At 63.1% G+C, this 24,962-nt stretch carries 26 protein-coding genes, 2 tRNA genes and 1 pseudogene; 17 read left to right on the plus strand and 12 right to left on the minus strand.

Annotated elements, in window-relative coordinates:
• Positions 1-6 precede the first annotated feature (6 nt).
• Positions 7-678: a DNA-3-methyladenine glycosylase gene (locus C5J22_RS24175; protein WP_205837221.1), complete on the plus strand. Its 672-nt coding sequence runs from the start codon at positions 7-9 to the stop codon at positions 676-678.
• A 101-nt stretch (positions 679-779) separates the two neighbouring features.
• Entirely contained in the window at positions 780-1,337 is a 558-nt protein-coding gene (locus tag C5J22_RS24180; protein ID WP_007767848.1) for an HNH endonuclease, read from the plus strand.
• 42 nt (positions 1,338-1,379) lie between these two features.
• Here the strand turns inward: C5J22_RS24180 and C5J22_RS24185 are convergent, their stop codons facing one another.
• On the minus strand, positions 1,380-1,895 hold the full coding sequence (locus tag C5J22_RS24185; RefSeq protein WP_105440315.1) for a disulfide bond formation protein B: 516 nt from the start codon (positions 1,893-1,895) through the stop codon (positions 1,380-1,382).
• A gap of 255 nt (positions 1,896-2,150) precedes the next feature.
• Between C5J22_RS24185 and C5J22_RS24190 the strand changes: the two genes are divergently transcribed.
• A tRNA-Arg gene (locus tag C5J22_RS24190) sits at positions 2,151-2,227 on the plus strand.
• 125 nt (positions 2,228-2,352) lie between these two features.
• Here the strand turns inward: C5J22_RS24190 and C5J22_RS24195 are convergent.
• A complete protein-coding gene (locus C5J22_RS24195) occupies positions 2,353-3,231 on the minus strand; it encodes a LysR family transcriptional regulator (RefSeq protein WP_105440316.1) in 879 nt (292 codons plus the stop codon).
• A 153-nt stretch (positions 3,232-3,384) separates the two neighbouring features.
• On the opposite strand from C5J22_RS24195, the gene C5J22_RS24200 reads away from it, so the two are divergent.
• Complete coding sequence (locus C5J22_RS24200) at positions 3,385-4,038, plus strand: hydrolase (RefSeq protein ID WP_105440317.1); 654 nt, start codon at positions 3,385-3,387, stop codon at positions 4,036-4,038.
• Positions 4,039-4,405: 367 nt separating this feature from the next.
• On the opposite strand, the gene C5J22_RS24205 is transcribed toward C5J22_RS24200, so the two are convergent.
• A tRNA-Leu gene (locus C5J22_RS24205) sits at positions 4,406-4,490 on the minus strand.
• A 289-nt stretch (positions 4,491-4,779) separates the two neighbouring features.
• On the opposite strand from C5J22_RS24205, the gene C5J22_RS24210 reads away from it, so the two are divergent.
• Entirely contained in the window at positions 4,780-6,414 is a 1,635-nt protein-coding gene (locus C5J22_RS24210; protein WP_105440318.1) for an AMP-binding protein, read from the plus strand.
• A gap of 3 nt (positions 6,415-6,417) precedes the next feature.
• Here the strand turns inward: C5J22_RS24210 and C5J22_RS24215 are convergent, their stop codons facing one another.
• The 4 genes from C5J22_RS24215 to C5J22_RS24230 all read right to left on the minus strand — a co-directional run bounded on the left by C5J22_RS24215 (position 6,418) and on the right by C5J22_RS24230 (position 10,945).
• Positions 6,418-7,656 (minus strand): GNAT family N-acetyltransferase, encoded by a 1,239-nt coding sequence (locus C5J22_RS24215; protein ID WP_172746767.1) that lies wholly within the window; start codon positions 7,654-7,656, stop codon positions 6,418-6,420.
• A 53-nt stretch (positions 7,657-7,709) separates the two neighbouring features.
• Complete coding sequence (locus C5J22_RS24220) at positions 7,710-9,131, minus strand: lipopolysaccharide biosynthesis protein (protein WP_305778791.1); 1,422 nt, start codon at positions 9,129-9,131, stop codon at positions 7,710-7,712.
• Positions 9,132-9,233: 102 nt separating this feature from the next.
• Positions 9,234-10,694 (minus strand): MFS transporter, encoded by a 1,461-nt coding sequence (locus tag C5J22_RS24225; RefSeq protein WP_105440321.1) that lies wholly within the window; start codon positions 10,692-10,694, stop codon positions 9,234-9,236.
• Positions 10,691-10,945, minus strand: coding sequence for a DUF2798 domain-containing protein (locus tag C5J22_RS24230; protein WP_105440322.1), 255 nt, complete (start codon positions 10,943-10,945; stop codon positions 10,691-10,693). Before C5J22_RS24230 ends, C5J22_RS24225 begins: the two co-directional genes overlap by 4 nt.
• A gap of 129 nt (positions 10,946-11,074) precedes the next feature.
• Here C5J22_RS24230 and C5J22_RS24235 point away from each other — a divergent pair, with 129 nt between their 5' ends.
• A complete protein-coding gene (locus C5J22_RS24235; protein ID WP_105440351.1) occupies positions 11,075-11,980 on the plus strand; it encodes a LysR family transcriptional regulator in 906 nt (301 codons plus the stop codon).
• Between the two features lie 75 nt (positions 11,981-12,055).
• Here the strand turns inward: C5J22_RS24235 and secA are convergent, their stop codons facing one another.
• A complete protein-coding gene (secA, locus tag C5J22_RS24240) occupies positions 12,056-14,767 on the minus strand; it encodes a preprotein translocase subunit SecA (RefSeq protein WP_105440323.1) in 2,712 nt (903 codons plus the stop codon).
• Positions 14,768-15,021: 254 nt separating this feature from the next.
• Between secA and C5J22_RS24245 the strand changes: the two genes are divergently transcribed.
• From C5J22_RS24245 to C5J22_RS24270, 6 genes and pseudogenes are all read left to right on the plus strand, one after another.
• Complete coding sequence (locus C5J22_RS24245; RefSeq protein ID WP_105440324.1) at positions 15,022-15,894, plus strand: peptidylprolyl isomerase; 873 nt, start codon at positions 15,022-15,024, stop codon at positions 15,892-15,894.
• Between the two features lie 60 nt (positions 15,895-15,954).
• The gene (argJ, locus tag C5J22_RS24250) at positions 15,955-17,196 is read left to right on the plus strand and encodes a bifunctional glutamate N-acetyltransferase/amino-acid acetyltransferase ArgJ (RefSeq protein WP_105440325.1); all 1,242 of its coding nucleotides are present in this window, start codon (positions 15,955-15,957) and stop codon (positions 17,194-17,196) included.
• Positions 17,165-17,985 (plus strand): annotated as a pseudogene (locus C5J22_RS24255) (GNAT family N-acetyltransferase). Before argJ ends, C5J22_RS24255 begins: the two are co-directional and overlap by 32 nt.
• The gene (mutT, locus tag C5J22_RS24260; RefSeq protein ID WP_046664960.1) at positions 17,982-18,395 is read left to right on the plus strand and encodes an 8-oxo-dGTP diphosphatase MutT; all 414 of its coding nucleotides are present in this window, start codon (positions 17,982-17,984) and stop codon (positions 18,393-18,395) included. The pseudogene C5J22_RS24255 and the gene mutT overlap by 4 nt, the downstream one beginning before the upstream one ends.
• A gap of 107 nt (positions 18,396-18,502) precedes the next feature.
• On the plus strand, positions 18,503-18,823 hold the full coding sequence (locus C5J22_RS24265; RefSeq protein ID WP_037081748.1) for a hypothetical protein: 321 nt from the start codon (positions 18,503-18,505) through the stop codon (positions 18,821-18,823).
• 45 nt (positions 18,824-18,868) lie between these two features.
• Positions 18,869-19,042 (plus strand): Flp family type IVb pilin, encoded by a 174-nt coding sequence (locus C5J22_RS24270; RefSeq protein WP_105440327.1) that lies wholly within the window; start codon positions 18,869-18,871, stop codon positions 19,040-19,042.
• 17 nt (positions 19,043-19,059) lie between these two features.
• Here the strand turns inward: C5J22_RS24270 and C5J22_RS24275 are convergent, their stop codons facing one another.
• Positions 19,060-19,935, minus strand: a complete 876-nt coding sequence (locus C5J22_RS24275) for a class I SAM-dependent methyltransferase (RefSeq protein ID WP_105440328.1) — start codon at positions 19,933-19,935, stop codon at positions 19,060-19,062.
• Between the two features lie 58 nt (positions 19,936-19,993).
• On the opposite strand from C5J22_RS24275, the gene C5J22_RS24280 reads away from it, so the two are divergent.
• From C5J22_RS24280 to C5J22_RS24295, 4 genes are read left to right on the plus strand one after another with little or no spacing between them, the layout of a single operon-like run.
• Positions 19,994-20,770 carry a ComF family protein gene (locus C5J22_RS24280; RefSeq protein ID WP_105440352.1) on the plus strand — a complete coding sequence of 259 codons (777 nt, stop codon included), beginning with the start codon at positions 19,994-19,996 and terminating at the stop codon, positions 20,768-20,770.
• A gap of 58 nt (positions 20,771-20,828) precedes the next feature.
• A complete protein-coding gene (grxC, locus tag C5J22_RS24285) occupies positions 20,829-21,086 on the plus strand; it encodes a glutaredoxin 3 (RefSeq protein WP_105405218.1) in 258 nt (85 codons plus the stop codon).
• A gap of 12 nt (positions 21,087-21,098) precedes the next feature.
• Positions 21,099-21,953, plus strand: a complete 855-nt coding sequence (locus C5J22_RS24290; RefSeq protein WP_105440329.1) for a carbon-nitrogen hydrolase family protein — start codon at positions 21,099-21,101, stop codon at positions 21,951-21,953.
• The gene (locus tag C5J22_RS24295) at positions 21,950-22,378 is read left to right on the plus strand and encodes a DUF1178 family protein (RefSeq protein WP_105440330.1); all 429 of its coding nucleotides are present in this window, start codon (positions 21,950-21,952) and stop codon (positions 22,376-22,378) included. Before C5J22_RS24290 ends, C5J22_RS24295 begins: the two co-directional genes overlap by 4 nt.
• Before the next feature lie 54 nt (positions 22,379-22,432).
• Here the strand turns inward: C5J22_RS24295 and C5J22_RS24300 are convergent, their stop codons facing one another.
• The 3 genes from C5J22_RS24300 to ubiG are packed head-to-tail and all read right to left on the minus strand — an operon-like array spanning position 22,433 to position 23,763.
• Positions 22,433-22,711 (minus strand): type II toxin-antitoxin system RelE/ParE family toxin, encoded by a 279-nt coding sequence (locus tag C5J22_RS24300; protein ID WP_105440331.1) that lies wholly within the window; start codon positions 22,709-22,711, stop codon positions 22,433-22,435.
• Positions 22,712-22,720: 9 nt separating this feature from the next.
• Complete coding sequence (locus tag C5J22_RS24305) at positions 22,721-22,966, minus strand: hypothetical protein (RefSeq protein ID WP_105440332.1); 246 nt, start codon at positions 22,964-22,966, stop codon at positions 22,721-22,723.
• A 50-nt stretch (positions 22,967-23,016) separates the two neighbouring features.
• Positions 23,017-23,763, minus strand: coding sequence for a bifunctional 2-polyprenyl-6-hydroxyphenol methylase/3-demethylubiquinol 3-O-methyltransferase UbiG (gene ubiG / locus C5J22_RS24310; RefSeq protein ID WP_105440353.1), 747 nt, complete (start codon positions 23,761-23,763; stop codon positions 23,017-23,019).
• Positions 23,764-24,062: 299 nt separating this feature from the next.
• Here ubiG and C5J22_RS24315 point away from each other — a divergent pair, with 299 nt between their 5' ends.
• Complete coding sequence (locus tag C5J22_RS24315; RefSeq protein ID WP_105440333.1) at positions 24,063-24,956, plus strand: S9 family peptidase; 894 nt, start codon at positions 24,063-24,065, stop codon at positions 24,954-24,956.
• Positions 24,957-24,962 lie beyond the last annotated feature (6 nt).

Genomic DNA, 24,962 nt, shown 5'->3' on the forward strand with positions numbered 1-24,962 from the left:
ACGGCCATGGGGAGGCAACCGGTGGGGAGACAGGCGGTGGCGATCATCCGCGATCATTCCGACATCCAGGCAGGGCTCGAGGCGCTGGTGGCGCTCGATCCGCGGCTTGCCGATGTCGTCGAGGCTTCCGGCCCGGTCCCGCTCAGGCTGAACGAGCCGGGCTTTTCCGGCCTTGCGTCGATCGTCGTCTCCCAGATGGTGTCGAGGGCGAGTGCCGAGGCGATCTGGCGGAGGATAGCAGCCGCCGGCCCGGTGACCGCCGAAGGATATCGGGCGCTCGACCCCGCCGTTATCGCCACGTTCGGCCTCTCGCGGGCAAAGGCGGCGACGCTTCTCCATTTGTCCACAGCAATTTCGGAAGGGCATTTCGATCTCGCATCCGTCTGCGCGCTTGAAACGGGTGAAGCGATCCGCAAGATGACGGCACTTCCCGGCATCGGTCCATGGACGGCGGAAGTCTACCTGATGTTTTGCGGCGGACACGCTGATATTTTTCCGACGGGCGACGTGGCGCTGCAGGCCGCGGTCGGCCATGCGCTCGGCCTCGAAACACGGCCGTCGGCTAAAAATTTGGGGGTGATGGCTGAAACCTGGGCGCCGTGGCGATCCGTCGCGGCCCGGCTTTTCTGGGCTTATTATGCGGCGAAAATGCGCCGCGACGTCACACCTCTCGGCTGAAGCCGGGAACAAGTATCCCACTGCATTTATTGGGCTTCACATTCCTGTAACAACGGACCTAATATAGAAAGTACGGATGCCGAATCGGGTAGGAGCGTCATTTGACGATTGCAGTCTCCCCGCAGGCCCTGCCGGCGCTCGTCCTGAACGCCGACTACCGGCCGCTGAGTTATTATCCCTTGTCGCTTTGGTCCTGGCAGGACGCGATCAAGGCAGTTTTTCTTGACCGTGTGAACATCATCGCGGAATACGATCATTCGGTCTGCTCGCCGAGCTTCTCGATGAAGCTGCCGAGCGTCGTCAGCCTCAAGACCTATGTCCAGCCGACCCGCAACCCCGCGTTCACCCGGTTCAACGTCTTCCTGCGCGACAGGTTCGAGTGCCAGTATTGCGGAGAACACGACGACCTGACCTTCGACCACGTCATCCCGCGCGCCCATGGCGGCGAGACGACCTGGGAAAATGTCGTGGCCGCCTGTTCGCCCTGCAATTTGAGGAAAGGCAGCAAGCTGCCCAAGCAGGCCGCCATGTTTCCGCACCAGAAGCCCTACCAGCCGACGGTGCAGGACCTGCACAATAATGGCCGGCTGTTCCCGCCGAACTATCTGCACGAAAGCTGGATGGATTATCTCTACTGGGATACGGAGCTGCAGCCGTAAGACGGATGGGCGCAGCAAGGATCTGGAATTTGGAAGGCCGCTTCACGCGGCCTTTTTTGCGCCGAGGAATGCGATGGCGGCGAGGATCACGCTCGCAATCACGTTCCAGCCGGCAAACGAAAGGCCAGCCACGCGAAGGGCGGCCTCGGTGCAGGAGGGGCCGTGGACCGTGTTCAGATCGGAAAGCAGGCTGCCGGCATTGGTGGTGACGCCAGCCCCGCCGCCGCAGCTTGCCGGACCCTCCCAGAAAGCCCATTCCACGCCCGAGTGATAGACGCCCATGCCGGCGCCGACCAGCATCATCACGCCGATGACGACGAGCAGCGCGCGGGTGACCGAGGCGGGCAGGCCGATTGCCGAGACGACGATCGCCAGGATGCCCACCGGAATGCCGTAATAATAGGGATCGCGCTGCAGGAGGCAGAGCGCGCAGGGGATGTAGCCGCCGATATACTGAAATGCCAGCGCCCCGCCGACGGTCACCGCCATGCCGAGCGTCACGACCACGGCGTAGCCGATGCCGGCGCGGGAACGGGGTGTTGAAGCTGTCAGCGCCATGCGCTTCTCCTGAATGGTTTGACCGGCCGGGACGCCATGGCCTCCCTTAGAGCAGATGCGCCGGCGCCGTAAGACAAATTATCTTGAACTCGGCACCCGATCGGCGCCAGAGACGTTACCAAGTCTTCGCCCTGCGGAAAATATGGGTGTCGCTCTCGGATGATTTGCGTTGACCGCAAATTGGCGATTGATGCGGGCAACATCCTGAGCTAAGAACCACCATCGGACGGAGGCGAGTCATCGCCTTACAGGTTAGCACCCGTAGCTCAGCTGGATAGAGTGTTGGATTCCGATTCCAAAGGTCACAGGTTCGAATCCTGTCGGGTGCGCCACCGCCGATTTCCCTCCACAATATGCTGTAGCCGCTGATTGTCACGTCGATCCCCTGGTTGCAGCCGCCTCGGCTGTCGTGGGCCCGGCATTGGGCTTCGCGCCGTTCGTGCCTTGGCGGTAGAGACTAAGGGCGCGGAGGATGGTCGAAACACTCGATCAGCATTTCGATGAGGACCCCTACCTTCCTGGCGGGATGCTGCGTTGGCGGACGGACAACATATATACCTGCCGGAGGGACTGGATGGCGTGTCATAACCGGAACCAGCGCGCCGGAGGCTAGATATTCACCGATCAGGCCATCGGGGAGGTATGCGATCCCGAGCCCTGCCAAAGCGGCGGCGACCAGAGCTGTGCCATTGTCTGCCTTGAAGCGCCCTTGCGGGCGGACCGTGATGGTTTTGTCGCCGTCCATGAGTTGCCAGGCTTCCGTGCCCTGCATGAGGGCCTGGTGGGCGAGCAGTTCTTCCGGCGTCTCGGGCGACCCATGCGCCTTGATATAGTCCGGGCTCGCAACGACCTTCCCATGGATCGGTCCGACGCGTCTGGCGATCAGGCTGGAGTCCTGAAGATAGCCAAGCCTTATCGCACAATCATAGCCCTCCGCGATGAGATCGACGACGTGATCGCTGTAGCACGTGTGGATTTGGAGCTGCGGGTGGCGTCGCGCCATTTCCGCCAGCACGGGAGCGAAGTGCGTGGGGCCGAAAGAAAGCGGCGCGGCGACCCGCAAGCGCCCGCGAAGGTCACCGGCGTGTAGGATCGTTTCCCTGGCCACCTCGATTTCGGCGGAAACCCTGGCTGCGTGGTCCCGGAAGGTTGCGCCTGCCTCTGTCAGAGAAGCCCCGCGTGTGGATCGGGCTAGGAGCTGGACACCAAGCTCAGCTTCAAGCCGCACAAGCCGTCGGCTGACCATCGATTTGGAGACGCCAAGCCGCAGCGCGGCCGAGGTGACGCCTCCCGCATCAGCAACTTCGACGAATGTCCGGAGATCTTCGATATCCACTCAGCGTTCCTCATTCTGCGACACAGCTTAGCACAGGCAAGGGCTACCGCATCACAAACAGGAATGACAAGTTTCGTCCCGCGGCAGCGCCTCGGAGGACGCATGTCTTTTGCGCAAACGCGCTTCGGTAAACCGCCAACATAGGATGAAACCATGACCTTTCGTAACGGCCTTGACTCACTTCTCCGCCCCGAAGATTCCGTCCTCGTCCTGATCGATCATCAGCCTTATCAGCTGACCAATCTCAATAGCCATGATCCTCAGGCAGTCGTCAACAATGTGACCGCGCTGGCAAAGCTGGCAAAAGCTTTCAATGTTCCGACAATCCTCACCAGCGTGATAGCGGATCGTGGCGGCAAGCTCTTCAAGCAAATCACTGACGTCTTCCCGGGGCAGGAAGTGATCGATCGGACCTGGGTGAATACCTGGGAGGACAAGAAGGTGGTGGACCTGGTCAAGGCGACCGGCCGCAAGCAATTGATCATCGCAGGTCTGTGGACCGAAGTTTGCGTAGCGATGCCTGCGATTCAGGCAGCCGGCGAAGGCTGGGACGTGACCGTCATTACCGACGCATCCGGCGGAAGCTCAACCGAGTCTCACCAGGTCGCCATCCAGCGGATGATCGCGGCCGGCGTTAACATGATGACCTGGATGGCTCTTGCTGGCGAATGGCAGCGGGACTGGGCGCGCACCGAGCACGTCGAAGAGCTGACCGAAGTGCTCATCTCGCACATGAGCGGCAGCGGCATCGCGTATCTGTGGGAGCAGCAGCTTCTCAACACGCCGGTGCCGGCCACCGCTGGCTGATCCGGGCGGGGGTGACGAAAGTCTTGTGCGATCCCGCGCCAACACACTGGCTGCCTATAGATTTGCGTCACCCTCCCAACACGCCGGCCGTCTGTGCCTGAACGCAGGGCGGCCGGTGCGATCAACCCACTTCCCTGCCAACCCAGCGACTGGGGCCGGCTTGGCCTGCTCTCCGTCGCTCCGTAGATAAACACCCGGTGCGGCGCGCCGCCGCCGATGAAGATGGGTGCTATTGCTCCGCGGTGGGACTCAAGTCGTCGAAGCCGGTTGCGGAAGAACAAATTGCGATCGAACTTTCCCGGCTCCTAAATTCGAGTGCGGAGAAAGTTGAAAATAGCATAAGGAAATCAAAGGTCGGAAAGTGATGTGGTGCCCCGTGCCGGAATCGAACCAGCACTCCTTTCGGAACCTGATTTTGAGTCAGGCGCGTCTACCAATTCCGCCAACGGGGCACTCGGGTAGCGGTATGCGCTCTATCACGGGGCCGCACCGGCATGCAAGGATGAAGTGAGGTTGCAATCTCACATGCCTCGCAGCTGCGAGATTGTCCCGGATCAAGGCAGCTCGCTGTCGTTTTTCCCGATCCTTGGCGGCAGATCGCGCCGTCTTTTTTAGCGCCTCCCGGAACATGCGCGCCGCCTGGCGCCTCCGGAGGTCGCCATATAGGTCCCCTCCCGTGTCCCCCTTGTATTCTAAGCATCCCGGATGTTAGCTGGTGCAGCAAAAATAGAAGCGCTGCCCATGAAACTGCCTGCCCGTACCTCCTATGAAGACCTTTTTCGCGATTTCGCCTGGGAAATCCCGCAGCGATTCAACATGGGGGAGGCGGTCAGCGATGCCTGGGCGGAAAAATTTCCGGATCGCATCTGTCTCCAGCATTTCAGCCCGGACGGCGCTCATCCGGCGCTGACCTATGGCGAGCTGTCCGGGCGGTCTGCTGCGCTTGCGAACGCCTTTGTCGCGCTGGGTCTGAAGCCCGGCGACCGCGTCGCACTTCTTCTGCCGCAGAGTTTCGAGACGGTGATCGCGCATGTGGCGATCTACAAGATGGGCGGCATTGCCCTGCCGCTGGCGCTTCTGTTCGGTGCCGAGGCGCTCGAATATCGGTTGAAGGCTTCGGGGGCGGCGGCGATCGTCACCAATCCCTTCGGCCTGTCGCGGTTGGCCGACCTCAGGGAAAAGCTGCCGGATTTGCGGCATGTGATCGTCACCGGAGATACGCCTGCCGGCGACGGCCTGCTGGCGCTCGATGCGCTGATTGCCGCGCATCCGCCGCTGTTCGAGGTCGTCGACAGCGGGCCGGACGATCCGGCTCTGATGATCTTCACCTCCGGCACGACCGGGCCGCCGAAGGCGGCGCTGCACGGTCATCGGGTGCTGGCCGGCCATATTCCCGGTTTCCAGCTGGCGCATGAATTCGCACCGCAGCAAGGGGACCGGATCTGGACGCCTTCCGACTGGGCCTGGGCCGGCGGCCTGCTCAACGTGCTGATGCCGGCGCTGATGCTCGGCATTCCGGTCGTCTCCTCGCCAGCCCAGAAATTCGATGCGGACATGGCCTTCCGTATCATGAGCGAAATGGATGTGCGCAACGCGTTCATCCCGCCGACGGCGCTGCGGCTCCTGAAATCCGTCGAAAAGCCGCTTGAAAAATACGATCTCAAGCTGCGGACCATCGCGTCGGCCGGAGAGGCGCTGGGCCGCGAGACCTATGACTGGGCGAAGGCGGCGCTGGGGCTGACGGTCAACGAGTTCTACGGCCAGACAGAATGCAATTTCGTGCTGTCCTCGGCCGCCAATCTCGGCGTGTCGCGCGGCGGGGCGATCGGGCGGGCGGTGCCGGGCCATCATGTGGCCGTGGTCGACGGCAGGGGCATCGAGCTGCCGGCCGGCAAGATGGGGCAGATCGCCATTCGTCGTCCGGATCCGGTGATGTTCCTCGGCTACTGGAACGACGAGGCGGCGACCGAGGCGAAGTTCGTCGGCGACTGGCTGATCACCGGCGATCTCGGACGAAAGGACCGCGACGGTTATGTGGAATTCATCGGGCGGGACGACGACGTCATCACCTCGTCCGGTTACCGCATCGGGCCAAGCGAGATCGAGGACTGCCTGACCGGCCATCCGGCGGTGCGGCTGGCAGCCGTGGTCGGCAAGCCGGACCCGATCCGTACCGAGATCGTCAAGGCTTATATCGCGCTCGCGCCCGGCTATCGTCCGAGCGACGAACTGGCTCTGGAGATCCGCGACTGGGTGAAGACGCGGCTCTCGATGCACGAATATCCCCGCGAGGTCGCCTTCGTCGACGATATTCCGCTGACGACCAGCGGCAAGGTCATCCGCCGGCTGCTGCGGGACAAGGCGGCTGCCGAGTGATCGTCAAGGCGTAACTGCTCCGGAACGGCCGGCAAGCGACATGATCTTTTCCCGGAGCATGCGGGCCATGTTGCGGGTGTTGCGGTAGAGGTGAAGCTGGGCTGCCACCTGGCGCACGTCGCGGTCGCCGTTCTGCCGCAGGCCGATCACCAGCGTCCCCATCTCCTCGCGTTCTTCCCAGAAGCGGCTCATGATCGGGTGATCGGGAATCGCGCAGCTGTCGGTGCGCATGATGTTGGCGTCTTCGAGATGCCACTCGGTCAGTTTTACCATCAGCAGCTTGCCGGGCGAGAACCGGGAAAAACCCTCGTCGTAGGCGGTCTTCCACGTATAGGCCTCGCCGGCCATGATGAAGACGATGAGCGAAGCGATCGCGCGGCCGTCGAAATCGATGGTGTGGATGCGGACCGCGTCGACTTCCGCCAGGTTGGTGATCGCCTCGCGGGCGAAGGCGGCGCGGTAACGGTCGTTGATCAGGGCCGAGCGTTTGCGGCCCTTCCAGCCCTTGGCTTCGAGCGCCAGGAATTCCTCCATCCGCAACCGGATCTCTTCCGGCTGGCGGGCAACCGAGTAGCTGAGCGAGCCCTTGTTGCCGAGATTGCGCCACAGGCGGCGCATTTCGCGGTAGTGGTGCGACGAGATCGAGTGTTTCAGATAGGCTTCGCCGTCGAGCAGGCTTTCCAGCATCGGCCGCAGATTGGGATCGGTGACGGTGACCGGCAGGTTGCGGCCGATCGCGACCGCCTTGGCGAGTTGTGCGAACGGACCGGCGAGCCTGACGTCCGGCATGACCAGCACCGAGGGCAGGCGGGCTTCGCGCATGCTCAGCGCCTCGAAAAGATTGTCGATCGTCTCGGCACTGTCTTCCGCATCGACGAGCGGCGTGCCGATCGGCCCGAAGGGATTGGCCCAGGCACGGATGATCGAGGCGCCGACGGAAAAGCCGGGTTTTTCGACCGTGAACGGCATCAGCAGCCGCATGCGGCTGCGCGTACCGGTCTCGTCGCGGATCAGCGCCAGGCGGACCTGCTTGTCCTCGACCCGCGGCATGGCGGGGGCGAGCAGCCGGGCCGAAAAGAAGATGTTCGGCTCCAGCGCACGGTTGGAGAGGAATTCAAGTTCTTCCTGCAGGTCGTAACCGAAGGCGGCAGGGTAAAGGCAGAGCTCACGGCCCGGCCGGCCGACCTGGAGATGCGTGTCGGCATCCGGCCGCTCGGCGCGGAGCGTCTGGAGCATGCTCATCCGGCCGCCGCCATTGCCCTCGAATTCGCTGCTGAACGGAGGTTGCGCCATGGTCAGGAAGCCTTTGAAGGAGCAGAGGGCGTCGGATCGGCAAAGGCGAAGAGCACGATGCCGAGCGTGCGGCGGACTGCGATATGCAGCAGGATAGCCTCGATCATCATCGCCGCCGCCGTCGCCATCGCGGCCCCGGTCAGGCCGAAGCGGGGGATCAGCGCGATGTTGAGAACGATGCTCGCCAACAGCGTCACGGCGTAAAGCAGGACGCAGAGCTTCTGGCGACCGGCCATGCTGAGCAGCACCTCGCCGGGGCCGACCATGGATTTGGCGAGGATGCCGCAAAACAGGATCGCCATCAGCCAGTAGCCGGCCGTGAACGCGCTGCCGAACAGCGACAGGAGCAGTTCGCCGGCTGCCAGCGCCATGAGCCCGACGGCAAGCGACGGCCAAAAACTCCAGCGCGCGGTCTGTCCGGCAAAGGCGGCCAGCGCCGGCATGTCGTCGTCCGCCATGATGGCGGAGAAGCGGGGACCGGCGGCTGCCTTGATCGAGAAGTAGACGAACTGCACCAGCACGATCGTCTTTGCGGCGGCGTAATAGATGCCAACCTGGTCCGGCGGCAGGTAGAGGCCGACGACGACGACGTCGGCATTGGTCAGCAGGAAGCCGATGCCGTCGACGAGGAAGAGCGGCAGGGAATAACGGAACCAAGCGCCGATCTCGAACTGCATCGGGCCAGGGCCATAGAGCCGGCGCAGGCGCAGCGTCAGGCGCAGCAGCTGCAGGAGCGTCGTGACATAGGTTGCGGCAAGGGCTGCCTGCATGGCGGTAACGGCCGTGTGGGCAGCGCCGAACCACAGTGCGACCAGCATGAACGCGAGGATCAGGGTCGGGCGGATCAGGTAGGTGGGCGAGAGCGCCGTCACCGTCCATCCGTTCGAACGCGCGGTGCCGTCGAGCACGTCGCCGAGCGCGATCATCGGTATGGTGAAGAAGGCCAGCGACACCGGCACGAGGTAGTAGGCCTCGACCGTGTGGCCGTAGACATGCAGGAACAGGAAGCCGAGGCCGGCCACCATGCTTGCCGAAATCAGCGCCACCAGGCGGACAGCAAGATTGAGCCCGCGCACGGTCGCCACTTCTTCGCGCGCCTTGTGCTGGTGCAGGAAACGAATGACGGACGTGTGGAAGCCGAGGCAGGAGAGATTGCCGGCAAGCACGACCAGAACCCAGACGAATGCGAAGATGCCGTATTCGAATTCGCCCATCAGGCGGGCGAGCACGATCTGTGACACGAAGGCGATGGCCGCGCTTGCGACCCGGATCACGAAGGCAGTCAGCGCGCGACGCTGGGCGCGGGCTGTCTCGTCGTCGTCGGTAAGGATGGATTCGAGCTTGCGGGTCAGCGGTGCCAGCCGGGTCCTAAGACCAGGCGGAAGCAATCTTTCCGCTGTTTCGATAACCGCCATGATGGGCACGCAATACTCGTAACGACGACGGGAACAATGGGCAAAAGTGTTGCCACAGCAGGGTTAAGAAAGGGTTCGCCCGGGCGTCGATGGCTTCACCAACTGTGAACTTCAAGGCTCCCTGGAAGAACGGGTCAAAAGGTTGCGGACGGCCGGAACAGCCTGGTGAATGGCGGCAATGGCGAGTGCGACGGCAATCATCCCCACGGCAATCGCGAAGGTGAACGACATGCCGGCGGCCACGGCTTCGCGAGGTGCCGCCGCGACATCGCCCGTTCCCGAGGCCATTGCAAACACCGCGCCCATCAGCGAGGCGCCGGTGATGAGGCCGAGATTGCGCGACAGATTGAGCAGGCCGGAAACGACGCCGCGCTGCTGCGCACCGACGTCCACCATGACCGCGGTGTTGTTGGCTGCCTGGAACAGTTGATAACCGGGCGTCAGCACCGTGATGGCGGCGATGTAACCGCCGATGCCGAACGTTCCGGGAAGCAGGGTGAGGGCCAACGAGCCGGCCACCATTCCGACAAGGCCGATGACGACCGCCGTCCCCGCGCCCAGGCGGTCGACGAGCCGGCCGGCCGGTACGCCGCTGAGCGTGGAAACGATTGGGCCGATCGACATGACGAGCCCGACGAAAGCTGCGTCGAGACCAAGCGAACGCGAAAGATAGAACGGCCCGACCACCAGCGTCGACATCATCACCGCCGAGACAAGCGCGCTGGTTATCAATCCCGTGCTCAAGGCTGGATTGCGCAACATCGACAGTCGGATCAGGGGCGACGCCGCTTTCGCTTCGACAAGAACAAACAGGCCGGCTCCGACGGCAGCCAGCAGCAGCAGAGCGGCGTTGACCGGACCAGGGCTGCCGCGGCCGATCGTCATGGCGAGTGCATAGGCTGCAAGCACCAGGGCAAGCAGCAGCGTGCCCGAGACGTCGAAGCCGGGTCTTTGGTCCGGTCTTTCGCGGTGAAGATCGGCAGGCAGGTAACGAAAGGCAAGAAGGAGAGCCAGCAGGCCCAGCGGCACGTTGATCAGGAAGATCGCCCGCCAGCCGGCGCCGGCGATCAGAAGGCCGCCCAGGGAAGGGCCGAGCGCGGTGCCGATTGCCGACATGGTGCCGAGCAATCCCATGGCCGCGCCGATGCGTGTCTTTGGAAATATGTCAGCGACAAAAGCCATGGTGAGGGCCATCATGGCGGCGGCTCCGAGACCCTGTGCGGCTCTTGCGGCGATCAGGATGCCCAGCGTCGGAGCAATCCCGCAGGCGATCGAGGCCACCGTGAAAAGGGTGATCCCGGCGATCAGGAGCCGCCGACGTCCCGCAATGTCGCCAAGCCGCCCGACGCTGACGATCAGGGTGGTGATTGCGAGAAGATAGGCAAGGATTACCCATTGGACCCCTTGGAAGGAGGCGTCGAACGCCTGCGCCAATGTAGGCAGGCCGACATTGGCGACGCTGGTGCCGAGCGAAGAGAGCAACATCGAGAGCGAAAGACCGGCGAGCGCCCCACGGAGGGTACTCGCCCGCTCTGCCGGTTTCGGAACCGGATCGTGGGCGGCAGAGGTCATCGTTTTCCGCCCTCCGCCGGTTTCGGGGCCGGCTTCGCGAGGTTGCTGACGATCCGGCGCGCCAGCGGTGCGACAACCAGCACGACCGGAAAAGCGATGATCCAGGAGGGAAGCCATGCTCCCATCCAGATTCGGAAGAAGCCGTCGATCAGCCCTGCGCTGCGGAGCGTGGAAACGCCGGAGATGAGCAGGGACATCAGGCAGGAAAGAACAAGGCCGAAAATGATGGGTATCAGTCGAACGGGTATCATGGGGGAACCTCCAGAAACTATTGTCCAAGGGCTATCTCAAGGGCACGCATGGCGGAAGGCGCATCATTTGCATCGATTCAATGCATCGGACGCCATGTCATAGCGAAGCGCCTGTGTTATGCTGCGCGCATGTCCAGACCTGATCTCAACCTGCTTTTTACCCTCGATGTTCTTTTGGCCGAAGGCAGCGTGGCGCGGGCGGCCAAACGGCTGCGGCTCAGCCAGTCGGCCATGAGCCGGGCCCTGGCGCGATTGCGCGAGACGACGGGCGATCCGCTGCTGGTGAGGGCGGGCCGCGGGCTCGTGCCAACGCCAAGGGCGATCGAACTGCGCGAACGGGTCGGCGGCCTCGTGCAGGATGCGGAAGCGGTCTTGCGGCCGGTCGAGATGCTCGATCTCGGTAAGCTGGTCCGGACATTCACGCTGCGCACCAGCGAGGGTTTCGTCGAGAATTTCGGGCCTGGCCTCATCGCTCGTGTCAGCGCTCGGGCGCCGGGCGTGCGGCTGCGGTTCATCCGCAAGCCGGACAAGGAGAGCACCTCGCTTCGTGACGGAAGCGTCGATCTGGAAACCGGGGTCGTCGGCGCGACGATCGGTCCGGAAGTGCGGGCCCAGGCACTGTTCCGGGACCGTTTCATCGGCGTCGTGCGCAGCGGGCACCCGCTGGCCGAGGGCGAGATATCGGCTCGGCGATACGCGGCGGGCGATCATATCCTGGTTTCGCGACGGGGGCTTGAAAGGGGGGCGATCGACGAGGCTCTGGCGGCGTCGGGGCTGGAACGGCGGATCATGACGATCGTCGACGGTTTCGCGACGGCGCTGGCTCTCGCCAGGTGTTCGGATCTGATCGCCAGCATTCCCGAGCGGCACAGCGGCAACCTGCGCGCCGGAATGTTCAGTTTCGCCCTGCCGGTCCCGGTGCCCGAGATCACCGTGTCATTGCTCTGGCATCCGCGGCTGGATGCCGATCCGGCTCACCGGTGGCTGCGGACATGTGTTCGGGAAATCTGCGCCGGGTCTCCAGCCGAAGGTTGATGCAGTCCTTCCGGAAGGCGGAAACGAAAACGTCGCCCAGGGGCGGCGTTCGCATCATCAGGTTTCGCGGAAGCCTCAGGCCTGTTCGAAGGCGCCGTGGCAATGCTTGTATTTCTTGCCGGATCCGCAGGGGCAGGCCTCGTTGCGGCCGATCTTGCCCCAGGTGGAGGGATCTTCAGGCCGGCGGTCTTCCGGTGCGGCGATAAAGTTCTCGCTGTCGAAGCCGTTGACCTGGTTGAGGCCGGTCGTCGGATCGACATGCTGTTCGTCGTAGACGGCCGGCGGCTGCGGCGGCTCGGGGTTCTGCACCAGCTCGACGCGCATCAGCTGGGCAGTGACCGCCTCGCGCAGGTTGGCGAGCAGGGCCTGGAACAGCTCGAAGGCTTCCGCCTTGTATTCCTGCAGCGGATCGCGCTGGGCGTAACCGCGGAAGCCGATGACCGAACGCAGGTGGTCGAGATTGACGATATGCTCGCGCCACAGGTGGTCGAGCGTCTGGAGCAGCACCGAGCGCTCCACATAGGTCATGATATCGGCGCCGAAGCGCTCCTTGCGATCGGCCGCGGCCTTGTCGGCAGCCTCGGTGATGCGCTCGCGGATATCGGTCTCGCCGATCCCTTCTTCCTTGACCCAGTCTTCGATCGGCAGGTCGAGGTTGAGCATCCGGTCGACGTCTTCGCGAAGGCCGGCGGCATTCCATTGTTCGGCATAGGCGCGTTCGGGAATGTGCTTGGCGACGAGAACCTCGATCACCTCGTTGCGCATGTCCTCGACGGTCTCAGATACGTCTTCCGAGTCCATCATCTCGATGCGCTGCTCGAAGATCACCTTGCGCTGGTCGTTGGTGACGTCGTCATATTTCAGAAGGTTCTTACGGATATCGAAGTTGCGGGCTTCGACCTTCTTCTGGGCGCGTTCGAGCGCCTTGTTGATCCACGGATGGACGATCGCTTCGCCTTCCTTGAGGCCGAGCTTCTGCAGCATGCTGTCCATCCGGTCGGAGCCGAAGATGCGCATCAGGTCGTCCTGGAGCGACAGGTAGAATTTCGAACGGCCGGGGTCGCCCTGACGGCCGGAGCGGCCGCGCAGCTGGTTGTCGATGCGGCGGCTTTCGTGGCGCTCGGTGGCGATGACGTAGAGGCCGCCGGCGGCAAGCGCCTTTTCCTTGAGCTGCTTCACTTCCTCGCGGCTTGCCGCTTCCAGCGCATCGCGCTCCGGACCCGGCTCCATGCCTTCGAGCTCGCGTTCGAGGCGCATGTCGATATTGCCGCCGAGCTGGATGTCGGTGCCGCGGCCGGCCATGTTGGTGGCGATCGTCACTGCGCCCGGCACGCCGGCCTGCGAGACGATATAGGCTTCCTGCTCGTGGTAACGGGCGTTCAGCACCTGGAAATTGTTGAAGCCCGACTGGCGCAGCATGGTCGCCAGCAGTTCCGACTTCTCGATCGACGTGGTGCCGACCAGAACCGGCTGGCCGCGCTCATGGGCTTGTTTGATCTCTTCGATGATCGCCTTGAACTTTTCGTCGAAGGTCCGGTAGACCTCGTCGTCCTCGTCGATACGCTGGATCGGCAGGTTAGTCGGTACTTCGATCACCTCGAGCTTGTAGATATTGCCGAACTCTTCCGCTTCGGTCTGGGCCGTACCAGTCATCCCGGCGAGCTTTCCGTACATGCGGAAATAGTTCTGGAAGGTGATCGAGGAGAGCGTCTGGTTCTCCGGCTGGATCGTCACCTTTTCCTTGGCTTCGAGCGCCTGGTGCTGGCCTTCCGAATAGCGGCGGCCGGGCATCATGCGGCCGGTGAATTCGTCGATGATGACGATCTCGTCGTTGCGGACGATATAGTCCTTGTCGCGGGTGAAGAGCTTGTGGGCCTTCAGCGCGTTGTTGATGTGGTGGACGATCGCCACGTTCTCGACGTCGTAGAGGGATTCACCCTTCAGCAGGCCCGCCTGGCGCAGCAGGTTCTCGAGTTTTTCGGTGCCGACCTCGGAGAAGTTTGCAGAGCGTTGCTTCTCGTCGATCTCGTAGTCTTCCGGCGTCAGTACCGGGATGAAGGCGTCGATCGTGTTATAGAGTTCCGAACGGTCGTCGAGCGGGCCGGAGATGATCAGCGGCGTGCGCGCCTCGTCGACCAGGATCGAGTCCACTTCGTCGACGATCGCGTAATTGTGGCCGCGCTGGACCATCTGGCTGCGCTCGTACTTCATGTTATCGCGCAGATAATCGAAGCCGAGCTCGTTGTTGGTGGCATAGGTGATGTCGCAGGCATAGTTGGCGCGGCGTTCTTCGTCGCTGAGGCCATGGACGATGACGCCGGTCGTCAGGCCCAGGAAGCCGTAGAGCTTGCCCATCGTATGGGCGTCGCGCTGGGCCAGGTAGTCGTTGACGGTGACCACATGCACGCCCTTGCCGGCGAGGGCGTTCAGGTAGACCGCCAGCGTCGCCACCAGCGTTTTACCTTCGCCGGTCTTCATCTCGGCAATCGCGCCATCGTGAAGGATCATGCCGCCGGTCAGCTGCACGTCGAACGGGCGCATGCCGAGTACGCGGCGGGAAGCCTCGCGCACGACCGCAAAGGCCGGGATCAGGAGGTCGTCGAGCGTCTTGCCCTCGGCGAGCAGTTTCCTGAACTCCACCGTCTGGGCTGCAAGCTGCTCGTCGGAGAGAGCCTTGGTCTTCTCCTCGATTGCATTGATGGCGTCGACAGTCGGCTGGTAGCCGCGCACGCGGCGATCGTTTGCCGAACCGAACAATTTGCGGGCGATGCCGCCAAGGCTGACCATGCGAATGGTCCTTTCTGAAATCTGTCCCATGGGGGCGCGGGACCGGTCGAACCATCGGTTTCTGATGCCGATAAAATGACCCGTCACGCCCGGAAACTCTGCTGGACGCCAAGTTGCGTGACAGATAAGAGGGGGGTCGAATGATGTCAACGGTGGCGGCCGATACAGAATGGCCACAATCCGGTGTTTGTGAAGGTTTTCTGGCCGGAATCAGACGTTCTGAAACCGGTATCCTTATCGAAAGGTCTTTATCGATGTTGCGCCACAAATTTCTCATGACGGCCGCGCTGGCCGCTGCGATCCTCTGCCAGGCTCCCGCCTTTGCGGCGGAGGATACCGTCGTTGCCAAGGTTGGCGACCTGGAAATTCACCAGTCGGAACTGGATATTGCAGTCCAGAACCTCGACCCGCAGCTCGCCCAGCTTCCGGACGAACAGAAGAAGGTCGCAGCCCTTTCCGGCGCCATCGACGTCAAGCTGCTTGCCAAGGGTGCTCTCGCCGAAGGCATCAAGGATACGCCGGACTTCAAGAAGCGGATGGATTACATCGCCGACCGCGAGCTGCATAACGCCTATTTCCGCAAGCATGTGATCGATGCCACCACCCCGGCAGAGATCAAGGCTCGTTACGACAAGGAAATCGCTTCCCTGCCGAAGCAGGAAGAGGTGCATGCCCGCCACATCCTCGTGAAGACCGAGGACGAAGCCAAGGTGATCATCGCCGATCTCGACAAGGGCAAGGATTTCGCCGCGATCGCCAAGGAAAAGTCCCAGGATTCCAACAAGGATGAAGGCGGCGACCTTGGCTGGTTCGGCCGCGGCCGTATGGTTCCGGAATTCGAAGAAGTCGCGTTCACGCTGAAGAAGGGCGAATACAGCAAGACGCCGGTCAGGTCGCAGTTCGGCTATCACGTCATCAAGCTGGAAGACACGCGCGATGCCCCGGCGCCGGCTTTCGACCAGGTCGAGGACCAGGTCAAGCAACTGGTGATGCGCGACAAGTACGTCGCTCTCATCACCAAGGCCAAGAGCGAACAGAAGATCGACATCAAGGATGCGGCCCTCAAGAAGGGCTATGAAGACGTCAGCAAGATGCAGGACGCGGGCGACGCGCCGGTCCAGCAGTAATTCCCGACAACGGGCCCGGATTTTCCGGGCCCTCTCCATATTTGAGCCAGGTAATTTCCGATGTCCGATTCCGTTTCGCCGCTCGCTCCGAAATCCTATCCCGACATGCCGGCGATCCGCGGCGTGCGCATGGCGACAGCCGCCGCCGGGATCAAGTACAAGAACCGCACCGACGTGCTGCTGATGGTGTTTGACGAGCCGGCGACCGTCGCCGGCGTCTTCACTCGCTCCAGGTGCCCTTCGGCGCCGGTCGATTTCTGCCGTGCCAATCTGTCGCACGGGGTGGCACGCGCCGTGGTCGTCAATTCCGGCAATGCCAACGCCTTTACCGGCATCAGGGGCAAGGCAGCGACGGAACTTACCGCCAAATCGGCCTCCGAGGCTGTCGGCTGCGGCGAGAACGAGGTCTATCTGGCTTCGACCGGCGTGATCGGCGAGCCGCTCGACGCGACGAAATTCGCAGGCGTGCTCGGCGACATGAACAGCGGCGCCACCGGCAACTTCTGGCTCGAAGCTGCCAAGGCGATCATGACCACCGACACCTATCCGAAGGTCGCGACCCGCACCGCCGAGATCGGCGGCGTCACGGTGACGATCAACGGCATCGCCAAGGGCGCCGGCATGATCGCGCCCGACATGGCGACCATGCTGTCCTTCGTGGCGACCGATGCCGACATCGCGTCGCCGGCGCTGCAGAACCTGCTTTCCGCCGGCGTCGGCCCGACCTTCAATTCGGTCACCGTCGACAGCGACACCTCGACCTCCGATACGCTGATGCTGTTTGCAACCGGCGCCGCCGCCGACGATGGGCAGGCCCGCGTCGAGGCCGCCGACGATCCACGCCTCACGAGCTTCCGCGCGGCGCTCAACGACCTGCTCAAGGATCTGGCCTTGCAGGTCGTGCGCGACGGCGAAGGCGCCCGCAAGATGGTCGAGATCACCGTCACCGGCGCCGAAAGCGATGCCGCGGCAAAGACAATCGCGCTGTCGATCGCCAATTCGCCGCTGGTCAAGACCGCGATCGCCGGTGAAGACGCCAATTGGGGCCGCATCGTCATGGCCGTCGGCAAGTCCGGCGAAATGGCCGACCGCGACCGGCTGGCGATCTGGTTCGGCGATGTTCGTGTCGCCGTCGACGGCGAGCGCGATCCGGCCTATTCCGAAGCCGCGACCACCGCCGTCATGAAGGAACAGGACATTCCCGTGAAGGTCGATATCGGTCTCGGCAACGGCCGGGCGACCGTCTGGACCTGCGACCTCACCAAGGAATATGTTGCCATCAACGGCGACTACCGGAGCTGACAGGAATTGAACGAAGCATCATCTCCTCAGAACGATCTGCCATTGGTCAGGCGGCTCGAAGCCGTGGGCTTTCGAGCCTGGCCGGCGGCGTCCGTCGTTTATGACGGGAGCTGGCAGGTTCGGCTGACCGGCGGCCATCCTTCAAAGCGCCTGAACTGCATCGTGCCGCTCGACCCGTCCGATCACCGCGACATGGCGATGCGGCTCGAGAAGGCGCGCAAGCGGTTCGAGAATTACGGCCGTGAGTTGGTCGTCCGGGAGACGCCGCTCGCTCCTCCCAGGCTGATCGACCATCTCGATGCCGCCGGCTGGCGGGTGTTCGAGACCGTCGACGTCCTGACTGTCAACCTCACCGAACTGGAACTGCCGGACACGCTCGATCACCTGCCGAGCCACGATATCGGCCGGTTCTGCGACGCGAGCCTGGCGATCGATAACGAAGATCCGGCGCTGAAGCCGGCGCTTGCCGAGATCCTGAGTTCGATCAAGCCGACCTCCGGCTTCTTCATCAAGGAGAATCCGCAGGAAGGAGCCGCGGCCGTGGCGCTCTGCGTCCAGGACAACGATCTTGCCGGCATCATCTCCTTTGCCGTGGCCCAGGCGCATCGGCGCGAGGGTCTCGGCACCGAAATCCTGTCTTCGGCGCTACGCTGGGCTCGTATCAGCGGTGCGCGTTCGGCCTGGCTGCAGGTCGTCTCGACCAACGAACCGGCGATGGCGCTTTATCGAAAGTTCGGCTTCCGCAAGGCCTACGAATACCGTTACTGGCGGCAGGAAAGCCGGGCATGAGCGATGCCCCCTTAAAGATACTGCTCGTCGCCGCCTGCGCGCTGATCGATACCGACGGCCGCATTCTTCTGGCGCAGCGCCCGGAGGGCAAATCGCTGGCCGGTCTCTGGGAATTTCCCGGCGGCAAGGTCGAGCCCGGTGAGACGCCCGAGGAGACGCTGGTGCGCGAGCTCGAGGAAGAGCTCGGCATCAAGACCAGGATTCCATGCCTTGCGCCGCTCACCTTCGCCAGCCACACCTACGAGACCTTCCACCTCCTGATGCCGCTCTATGTCTGCCGTCGGTTCGAAGGCATTCCGACGGGAAGGGAAGGGCAGGCGATCAAATGGGTGCGGCCGAAGGCGCTCAGGGATTACCCGATGCCGCCGGCCGACGAGCCGCTGATCCCGATCCTGCAGGATCTGCTCTGATCGGTAAAATTAGAGCGGCCGAATTCATACGGCGTTAAGGGATCGTTTAGCCGATTGTGGCACCTTCAAGGCTTATCCGGTAACGCGTTGATGAGGCTTTAGAAGGCATGGACGAGGAATTCTGGAAAACTGTGCGGGTCCGTCAGCGGGCGACGCATGGCTCCGGCAAAACCGGCGCGCTCAATATCGCTCTTCTGTTTGGGACGGCCGCGATCGCTCTTTCACTGATCGTGACGCCGATGCTTGCTGGCCGCAATGACGAGCGCCGACTGGCGCATGTCCAGGAGGATTTCGACCTGATCAGCACGGGCTCCATCAAGCCCGGCGAAAAGGGCGCAAGACATTATACGATCCGGCGCAGCGTGCTGCAGGAAACGCCGGGCTCGGTCTGCATCGTGCAGGGTTATGGCGTCGGCAGCGACTGCTGACGCCAAGGGCTTTTTGGCCCGCTGATGTTGATTGAAGGATATTCCATGCGCCTTTTCAGGTTTCTTCTGAAGGATAATAGCGGCGCAACGGCCGTGGAATATGGCCTCATTATCGGGATCATCTCGCTGTCGATGATCGCAGGGTTCACCACCTTTACCGACGCATTGACGAATACGTTCAAAACCATCTCTAACAGCGTTGACGACCCTGTTCCCTGAATTTGGGTCGGGGCCGTTCAGCGCGGGCTGCGACTGTTGAGAGCCTCGGCCAGCCGCATCTTGGCGGATCCCGGCTTCAGCGGCTTCTGCTGGCTTTCGTGCGGGGCCCAGCCGGATGCGTAGATGATCGAGAACGTGGCGCGGATGCGGCCGTCCGGATCGGAATAACGTTCCGCATAAAGTTCTGCAGCCCTTACGAAGAAACGCCTCGCGACCGGCACGCGGCTGCGGCCCGCGACGGGGTTGGTCATGCCCATGGCGCGTAAATCGCGCATCAGCGGGAAGAGCGAGTCGTAGCGCACCGTGTAGGTCTCGGCATCGACAACCGGCAGCGAGAAACCGGCCCGCTGCAGCAGGGCGCCGACATCGCGCACATCGGCAAACGGAATGACGCGGGGGCTCGCGCCGCCGGTCAGTTCCGCCTCGGCAGACAGAAGAACGTCGCGCATTTCCTGCAGCGTGCCGGAGCCGGGAATCGCTGCTAGAAAAAGCCCGTCGGGCTTCAGGGCGCGGCGGATGCGGACCAGCGTGCCGGGCATGTCGTTGACCAGGTGCAGCGAGAGCGGCGACAGGACCAGATTGACGGATTCGGGTTCCAGGGGGACGTCTTCGAACGGAGCCGCGGTGAAAGCGTCTCCGGGCCTTGCGAAGGCGGCATCGGTCTCGACGCGGCTCAAGGTGCCGACCTTGCCGGTGGCAAGCGCCTCACGGGCCGCGATGCCGGTTCCGCCATGGAGTTCTACCGCGGTCTCGAATTGCCGTTCGACGACCGCCAGCCGGTCTGCAAGCTCGCGGCCGGCAATGTCCAGAAGGAAGGCGGCATTGCTGTCCTTGGCGGTTATCGCGCGTCTGCGCCGTGCACTTACCAGCTGTTCGTCGAAAAGAATTTCCATGGCCGTCCACTCGTATTCTGCCGTCGCAAAGGCGCCCTCCGTCCGCTATTGTCAAGTCATGTCCGCCGAGCCCAACGTCAATGCCCTGCGACTTTTAACATCGTTTGCCGTGGGGTGGACGAGATGGGTAGGCGATCTCGTCTATCCCCCGACCTGTCCCGGCTGCGGTGTGCGAACGGGCGCGCATCAGGGCTTCTGCCCCGCCTGCTGGCGTGAAATCCGGTTCATCGAGCGGCCCTATTGCGAGACGCTCGGCCTGCCGTTTTCCTACGATCCAGGGCCTGGCATTCTGTCGGCGCAAGCGATTGCCGAACCGCCCGTCTTCGACCGCCTGCGTTCGGCGGCAATCTTCGAGGGCGCGGCCCGCGACCTTGTCCATTCGCTGAAATACCGCGACCGCACCGATCTCGCAGGTATGATGGCCGGATGGATGCTGCGTGCCTCCGATGGTTACGTCGCAAACTGCGACGGCATCCTGCCGGTGCCGCTGCATCGCTCGCGCTTCGCATCGCGGAAATTCAATCAGGCGGCGGAGCTTGCCCGGCATCTGTCGCGAAAATCCGGCCAGCCATTCCTGCCGTCCACACTCATCCGCGTCAAACGCACGAACCGGCAGGTGGGGCTTTCGGCGCGGGCCCGCGAGGACAACGTGCGGGCGGCTTTCGCAATCGCACCGGGCCATGAGGACCGCGTCTTCGGCAAGCGGCTGGTGCTGGTCGACGACGTCTATACGACCGGTGCGACGGTTTCATCCGCCACGCGCGCATTGAGACGAGCCGGCGCCGCAGAGGTCACGGTTTTGACCTTTGCAATGGCTGTTACCGGGCCTATATGACAGAAGAAGACACTATTGCGCGTGGCCCATTCCCGCCTGGCCGCGCCCGGAGACGATCATGGCAGAGGTCACTATCTATACCCGCGAATATTGCGGTTATTGCGCACGCGCCAAGGCATTGCTGGAGACAAAAGGCGTTTCCTACACCGAGCATGACGCCACTTATTCGCAGGAATTGCGCCAGGAGATGATCGGCAAGGCGAGCGGTCGCTCGACCTTCCCGCAGATCTTCATCGACGGCACGCATGTTGGCGGTTGCGACGATCTGCATGCACTCGACCGGGCCGGCCGGCTGGACCCGATGCTGGCGAACTGAGAGGTATCCTCCATGGCTTTCAAGGCTGCCGCTATCCAGATGTGCTCCGGCGTCGATCCGGAAAAGAACGCTGCCGACATGGTGCGGCTGGTCCACGAGGCCGCGGCGCATGGGGCGGTTTATGTCCAGACCCCCGAGATGACCGGCTTCCTGCAGCGGGACCGCAAGGCTATGCGCGCAGTGCTGCGCGACGAGGCGGGCGACATCATCGTTTCGACCGCCCGCAGCCTTGCGAGCGAACTCGGCATCCATCTGCATGTCGGCTCCACGGCGATCGCCGTCGACGGCGGCAAGATCGCCAACCGTGCCTTCCTGTTTGCGCCCAGCGGCCGGCAGGTCTGCACCTATGACAAGATCCATATGTTCGATGTCGATCTGGACAATGGCGAGAGCTGGCGTGAAAGCTCGGCCTACGAGCCCGGCAGCGAAGCGCGCGTCGCCGACCTGCCGTTCGGCAAGCTCGGTTTTGCAATCTGCTACGATGTCCGTTTCCCGCAGCTTTTCCGCACCGAAGCCTTGGCCGGCGCCGAAATCCTGACCGTGCCGGCCGCCTTCACCCGCCAGACCGGCGAGGCCCATTGGGAAATCCTGCTGCGTGCCCGTGCGATCGAGAACGGTGCCTTCGTGATCGCTGCCGCTCAAGGTGGCGTGCATGAAGACGGCCGCGAGACATTTGGCCATTCGATGATCGTCGATCCCTGGGGCAGGATGCTGGCATCCGCCGGCGGCACCGGCGAAGGCATCGTGCTCGCCGAGATCGATATAGCCGCCGTTGCGGCGGCCCGGGGAAAGATCCCGAACCTGAAGAACGCCCGCGAGTTCTCGCTCGATGCGGTTACGGACGCGGCGGGAGAGGTGGCCGCTTGATCAAGTATTCCCTTTCCTGCGAGAACGCCCACACGTTTGAAGGCTGGTTTTCGGAAAGCGCCGATTTCGACCGGCAGGTGGCGAGCGGGTTCCTCACCTGTCCGATCTGCAATTCCGCTTCCATTTCCAAGACGCTGATGGCGCCCTCAGTCTCGACCGCCCGAAAGAAGGAAGAGAAGCAGGCGATGGTGATGGACCTCGCCCGCCAGGAGGCTATCGCCAAGCTCAAGGAAGCCGTGGCGGCGATCAAGGCCAATGCCGAGGACGTCGGCGAGAAGTTTCCCGAGGAAGCCCGCAAGATCCATTATGGCGAGGCGGATGCCCGCGGCATCATCGGCCAGGCGAGCCTCGGCGAGGTGCGTGAGCTGCTCGACGAGGGCATCGAGATTGCGCCGTTGCCGATCATTCCCGAAGACGCGAACTGAACGAGCGGCTGGCGATCGGGGAGAGGTCAGCGTGCGCGGCGGGAGCGGGGATGGCTACTCTTTCGGAAAGAGGACGCCCTCGTAGTGGAGGATCTCGACCGTCGCACCGCCGATCCTGTACAGGATCACATAGTTGCCATAGGGGCGTCGCCTGATCCCGCTTTCCGGATAGTCTGATAAAGCGGCAAAAGCGCCCGGTGAATTTCCGAGCTGGCGGCAGGCTTCCCTTAATTCCAGCGCGAATGAGATCGCCCGCGGAGGATTATCTTTCCTGATAAATTTTGTGATTGAGGAAATGTCCGAAAGCGCTTCGTCCGTGATGACGACTTTCACGGGCTTTCCCTACTTTTCGAGGTCGCTCAAGATGCGATCGAAGGCCTCTTCGAGTGGGGTGACGCGACCCGCATCGGCGTCGGCTATCGCCCGATCAAGAGACTCATGTAGCTTCTGTCTTCGGAGGTCGCGGAGATAGCGATCACGGAGCGCGTCCTCGATATATCGATCGCGTGACTTGGTTTCACCTCGTTCGATAGCATCTTGGATGTGGCTATCCAGGACTGCGTCAAGCTTTACGGTTACTTGCGGCATATGCAGCTCCTTCTACTCCGACATGGTACCACAGACGCCACGAATTTCCATCACGCAGGCCGCTTGGCCAGCATCATGTAGTTGACGTCCATGTCCGGCGACAGGTTCCAGCGGTCCTGCAGCGGATTGAAGAAGACGCCGGTGCGGTGGATGATTTCCATGCCGGCTGAGGAGATCGGTCTTTCGAGCTCTTCCGGGCGGACCAGCTTTTCGTATTGATGGGTGCCGCGGGGCAGCCAGCGCAGGATGTTTTCGGCGGCGAAGATCGCCAGCGCTCCGGCCTTGAAGGTGCGATTGATGGTGGCGACGAACATCAGGCCGCCGGGGCGGACCATGTTGGCGCAGGTGGTCATGAAGAAATTGACGTCCGCGACGTGCTCGACCACTTCCATGTTCAGCACGACGTCGAACGTCTCGCCGGCTTCGGCGAGCTGCTCGGCGGTCACGGCGCGGTAGTCGACCGAGGTGCCCGTCTCGGCCGCGTGGGTGGCGGCGATGCCGATGTTCTTTTCGGACGGGTCGGCGCCGACGACGGTCGCGCCCATGCGGGCGATCGGCTCGGAGAGCAGGCCGCCGCCGCAGCCGATATCGAGGATGCGCAGGCCGGAAAGCGGCAGGTGGCTCTTCGGGTCGCGGCCGAAATTTTCACAGATGCGGTCGCGGAGATAGGCGAGCCGCACGGGGTTGAACTTGTGGAGCGGCTTGAACTTGCCGGTCGGGTCCCACCACTCCGCGGCCATTGCGGAAAACCGATCGACTTCGCTCTGGTCGATCGTGCTGCGGGCGGCTTCGGTCATGGTCGTCATCCCTTCGTTTCAGCGTTTGAAGTCGGACGATAGGGCGTGGAAGTCAAGAGTTCTGCGGTCGTCAGCGTCTTTTTGACACCGTGTACTGAGGATCGCAAGGCAGTCGGCGTGCGTGCGCTGTTCCATCCTCTGCCTCGATAGCTGCAGGATGCGGTGGAAATTTTCGTAGCGGCGGACCCGCCGGCCTGATGCGGCGGCGGGCGATTTCGTCTATGCCTTGAAAAGCCGGCAGGTACGGATCGCTGTCATCCTCTCTGGAGGGGAGGGTGGCGCGCCGGGAGGAGGGCAAGATGGCGATCACGGTTGAGCGATTGAAGGAGTTGCTTGCCTTCGAGGAAGTCTCCATGACGCTGGCGGACTGTTCCGCGGAGATCCACGACGGCTATATTCTCGAAAGGTTGCGGTTTAGGCTCGAGGATGGCGCGGAGGTACGGGGCTTCCTCACCCGGCCGAGCGAAGGCTTCCTCACCCGCGGCCCGGCGATCGTCTATGCGCATGCGCATGGCGCCCGCTGGGATATCGGCGCATCGGAACTGATCGACGGCCGGCCGGCCCTGCTCGATGCCCCCGGGCCGGTTCTGGCGCGCGAGGGATATGTGGCGCTCTGCATCGACATGCCGACGTTTGGCGAGCGGGCTGGGGTGACGGAGGATGCGGCGAGCAAGGCGGCGCTCTGGCATGGCAAAACGCTGTTCGGGCAGATGCTTTCGGAACAGGCAGCGGCGCTGACCTGGCTTGCAGGGCGGCCGGAGGCCGATCCGCAAAGGATCGGCGTCGCGGGTCTGTCGATGGGCGCGACGCTTGCCTATTTCCTGGCGGCGCTCGATCCGAGGGTGAAGGCGACGGCGCATCTGTGTTGTTATGCGGATTTCGCGACGCTGGTCAAAACCGGCGCCCATGACCTGCACGGGCATTACCTGACCGTGCCGGGGCTGCTCAAGGAAACCTCGATCGGCGAGATCGCCGGGCTGGTGGCACCGCGGCCGCAGTTGATCTGCGTCGGCTGGGACGATCCGCTGACACCGCCTGACGCGGTGGAGCGCGCCTTTGCCGAGACGGAAGCCGCCTATCTGAGGGCCCAGGCGCTCGGTGCGCTGGTGTTTCTGCCGCAAGCGGGCGTCGGTCACCGTGAGACGGCGGAGATGCGGCGGGCGATGCTGGCCTTTTTTAATGGGTATCTGTGAGGGGAG

This window comes from Neorhizobium sp. T25_13, from assembly GCF_002968675.1.
Classification (GTDB): Bacteria; Pseudomonadota; Alphaproteobacteria; order Rhizobiales; family Rhizobiaceae; genus Neorhizobium; species Neorhizobium tomejilense.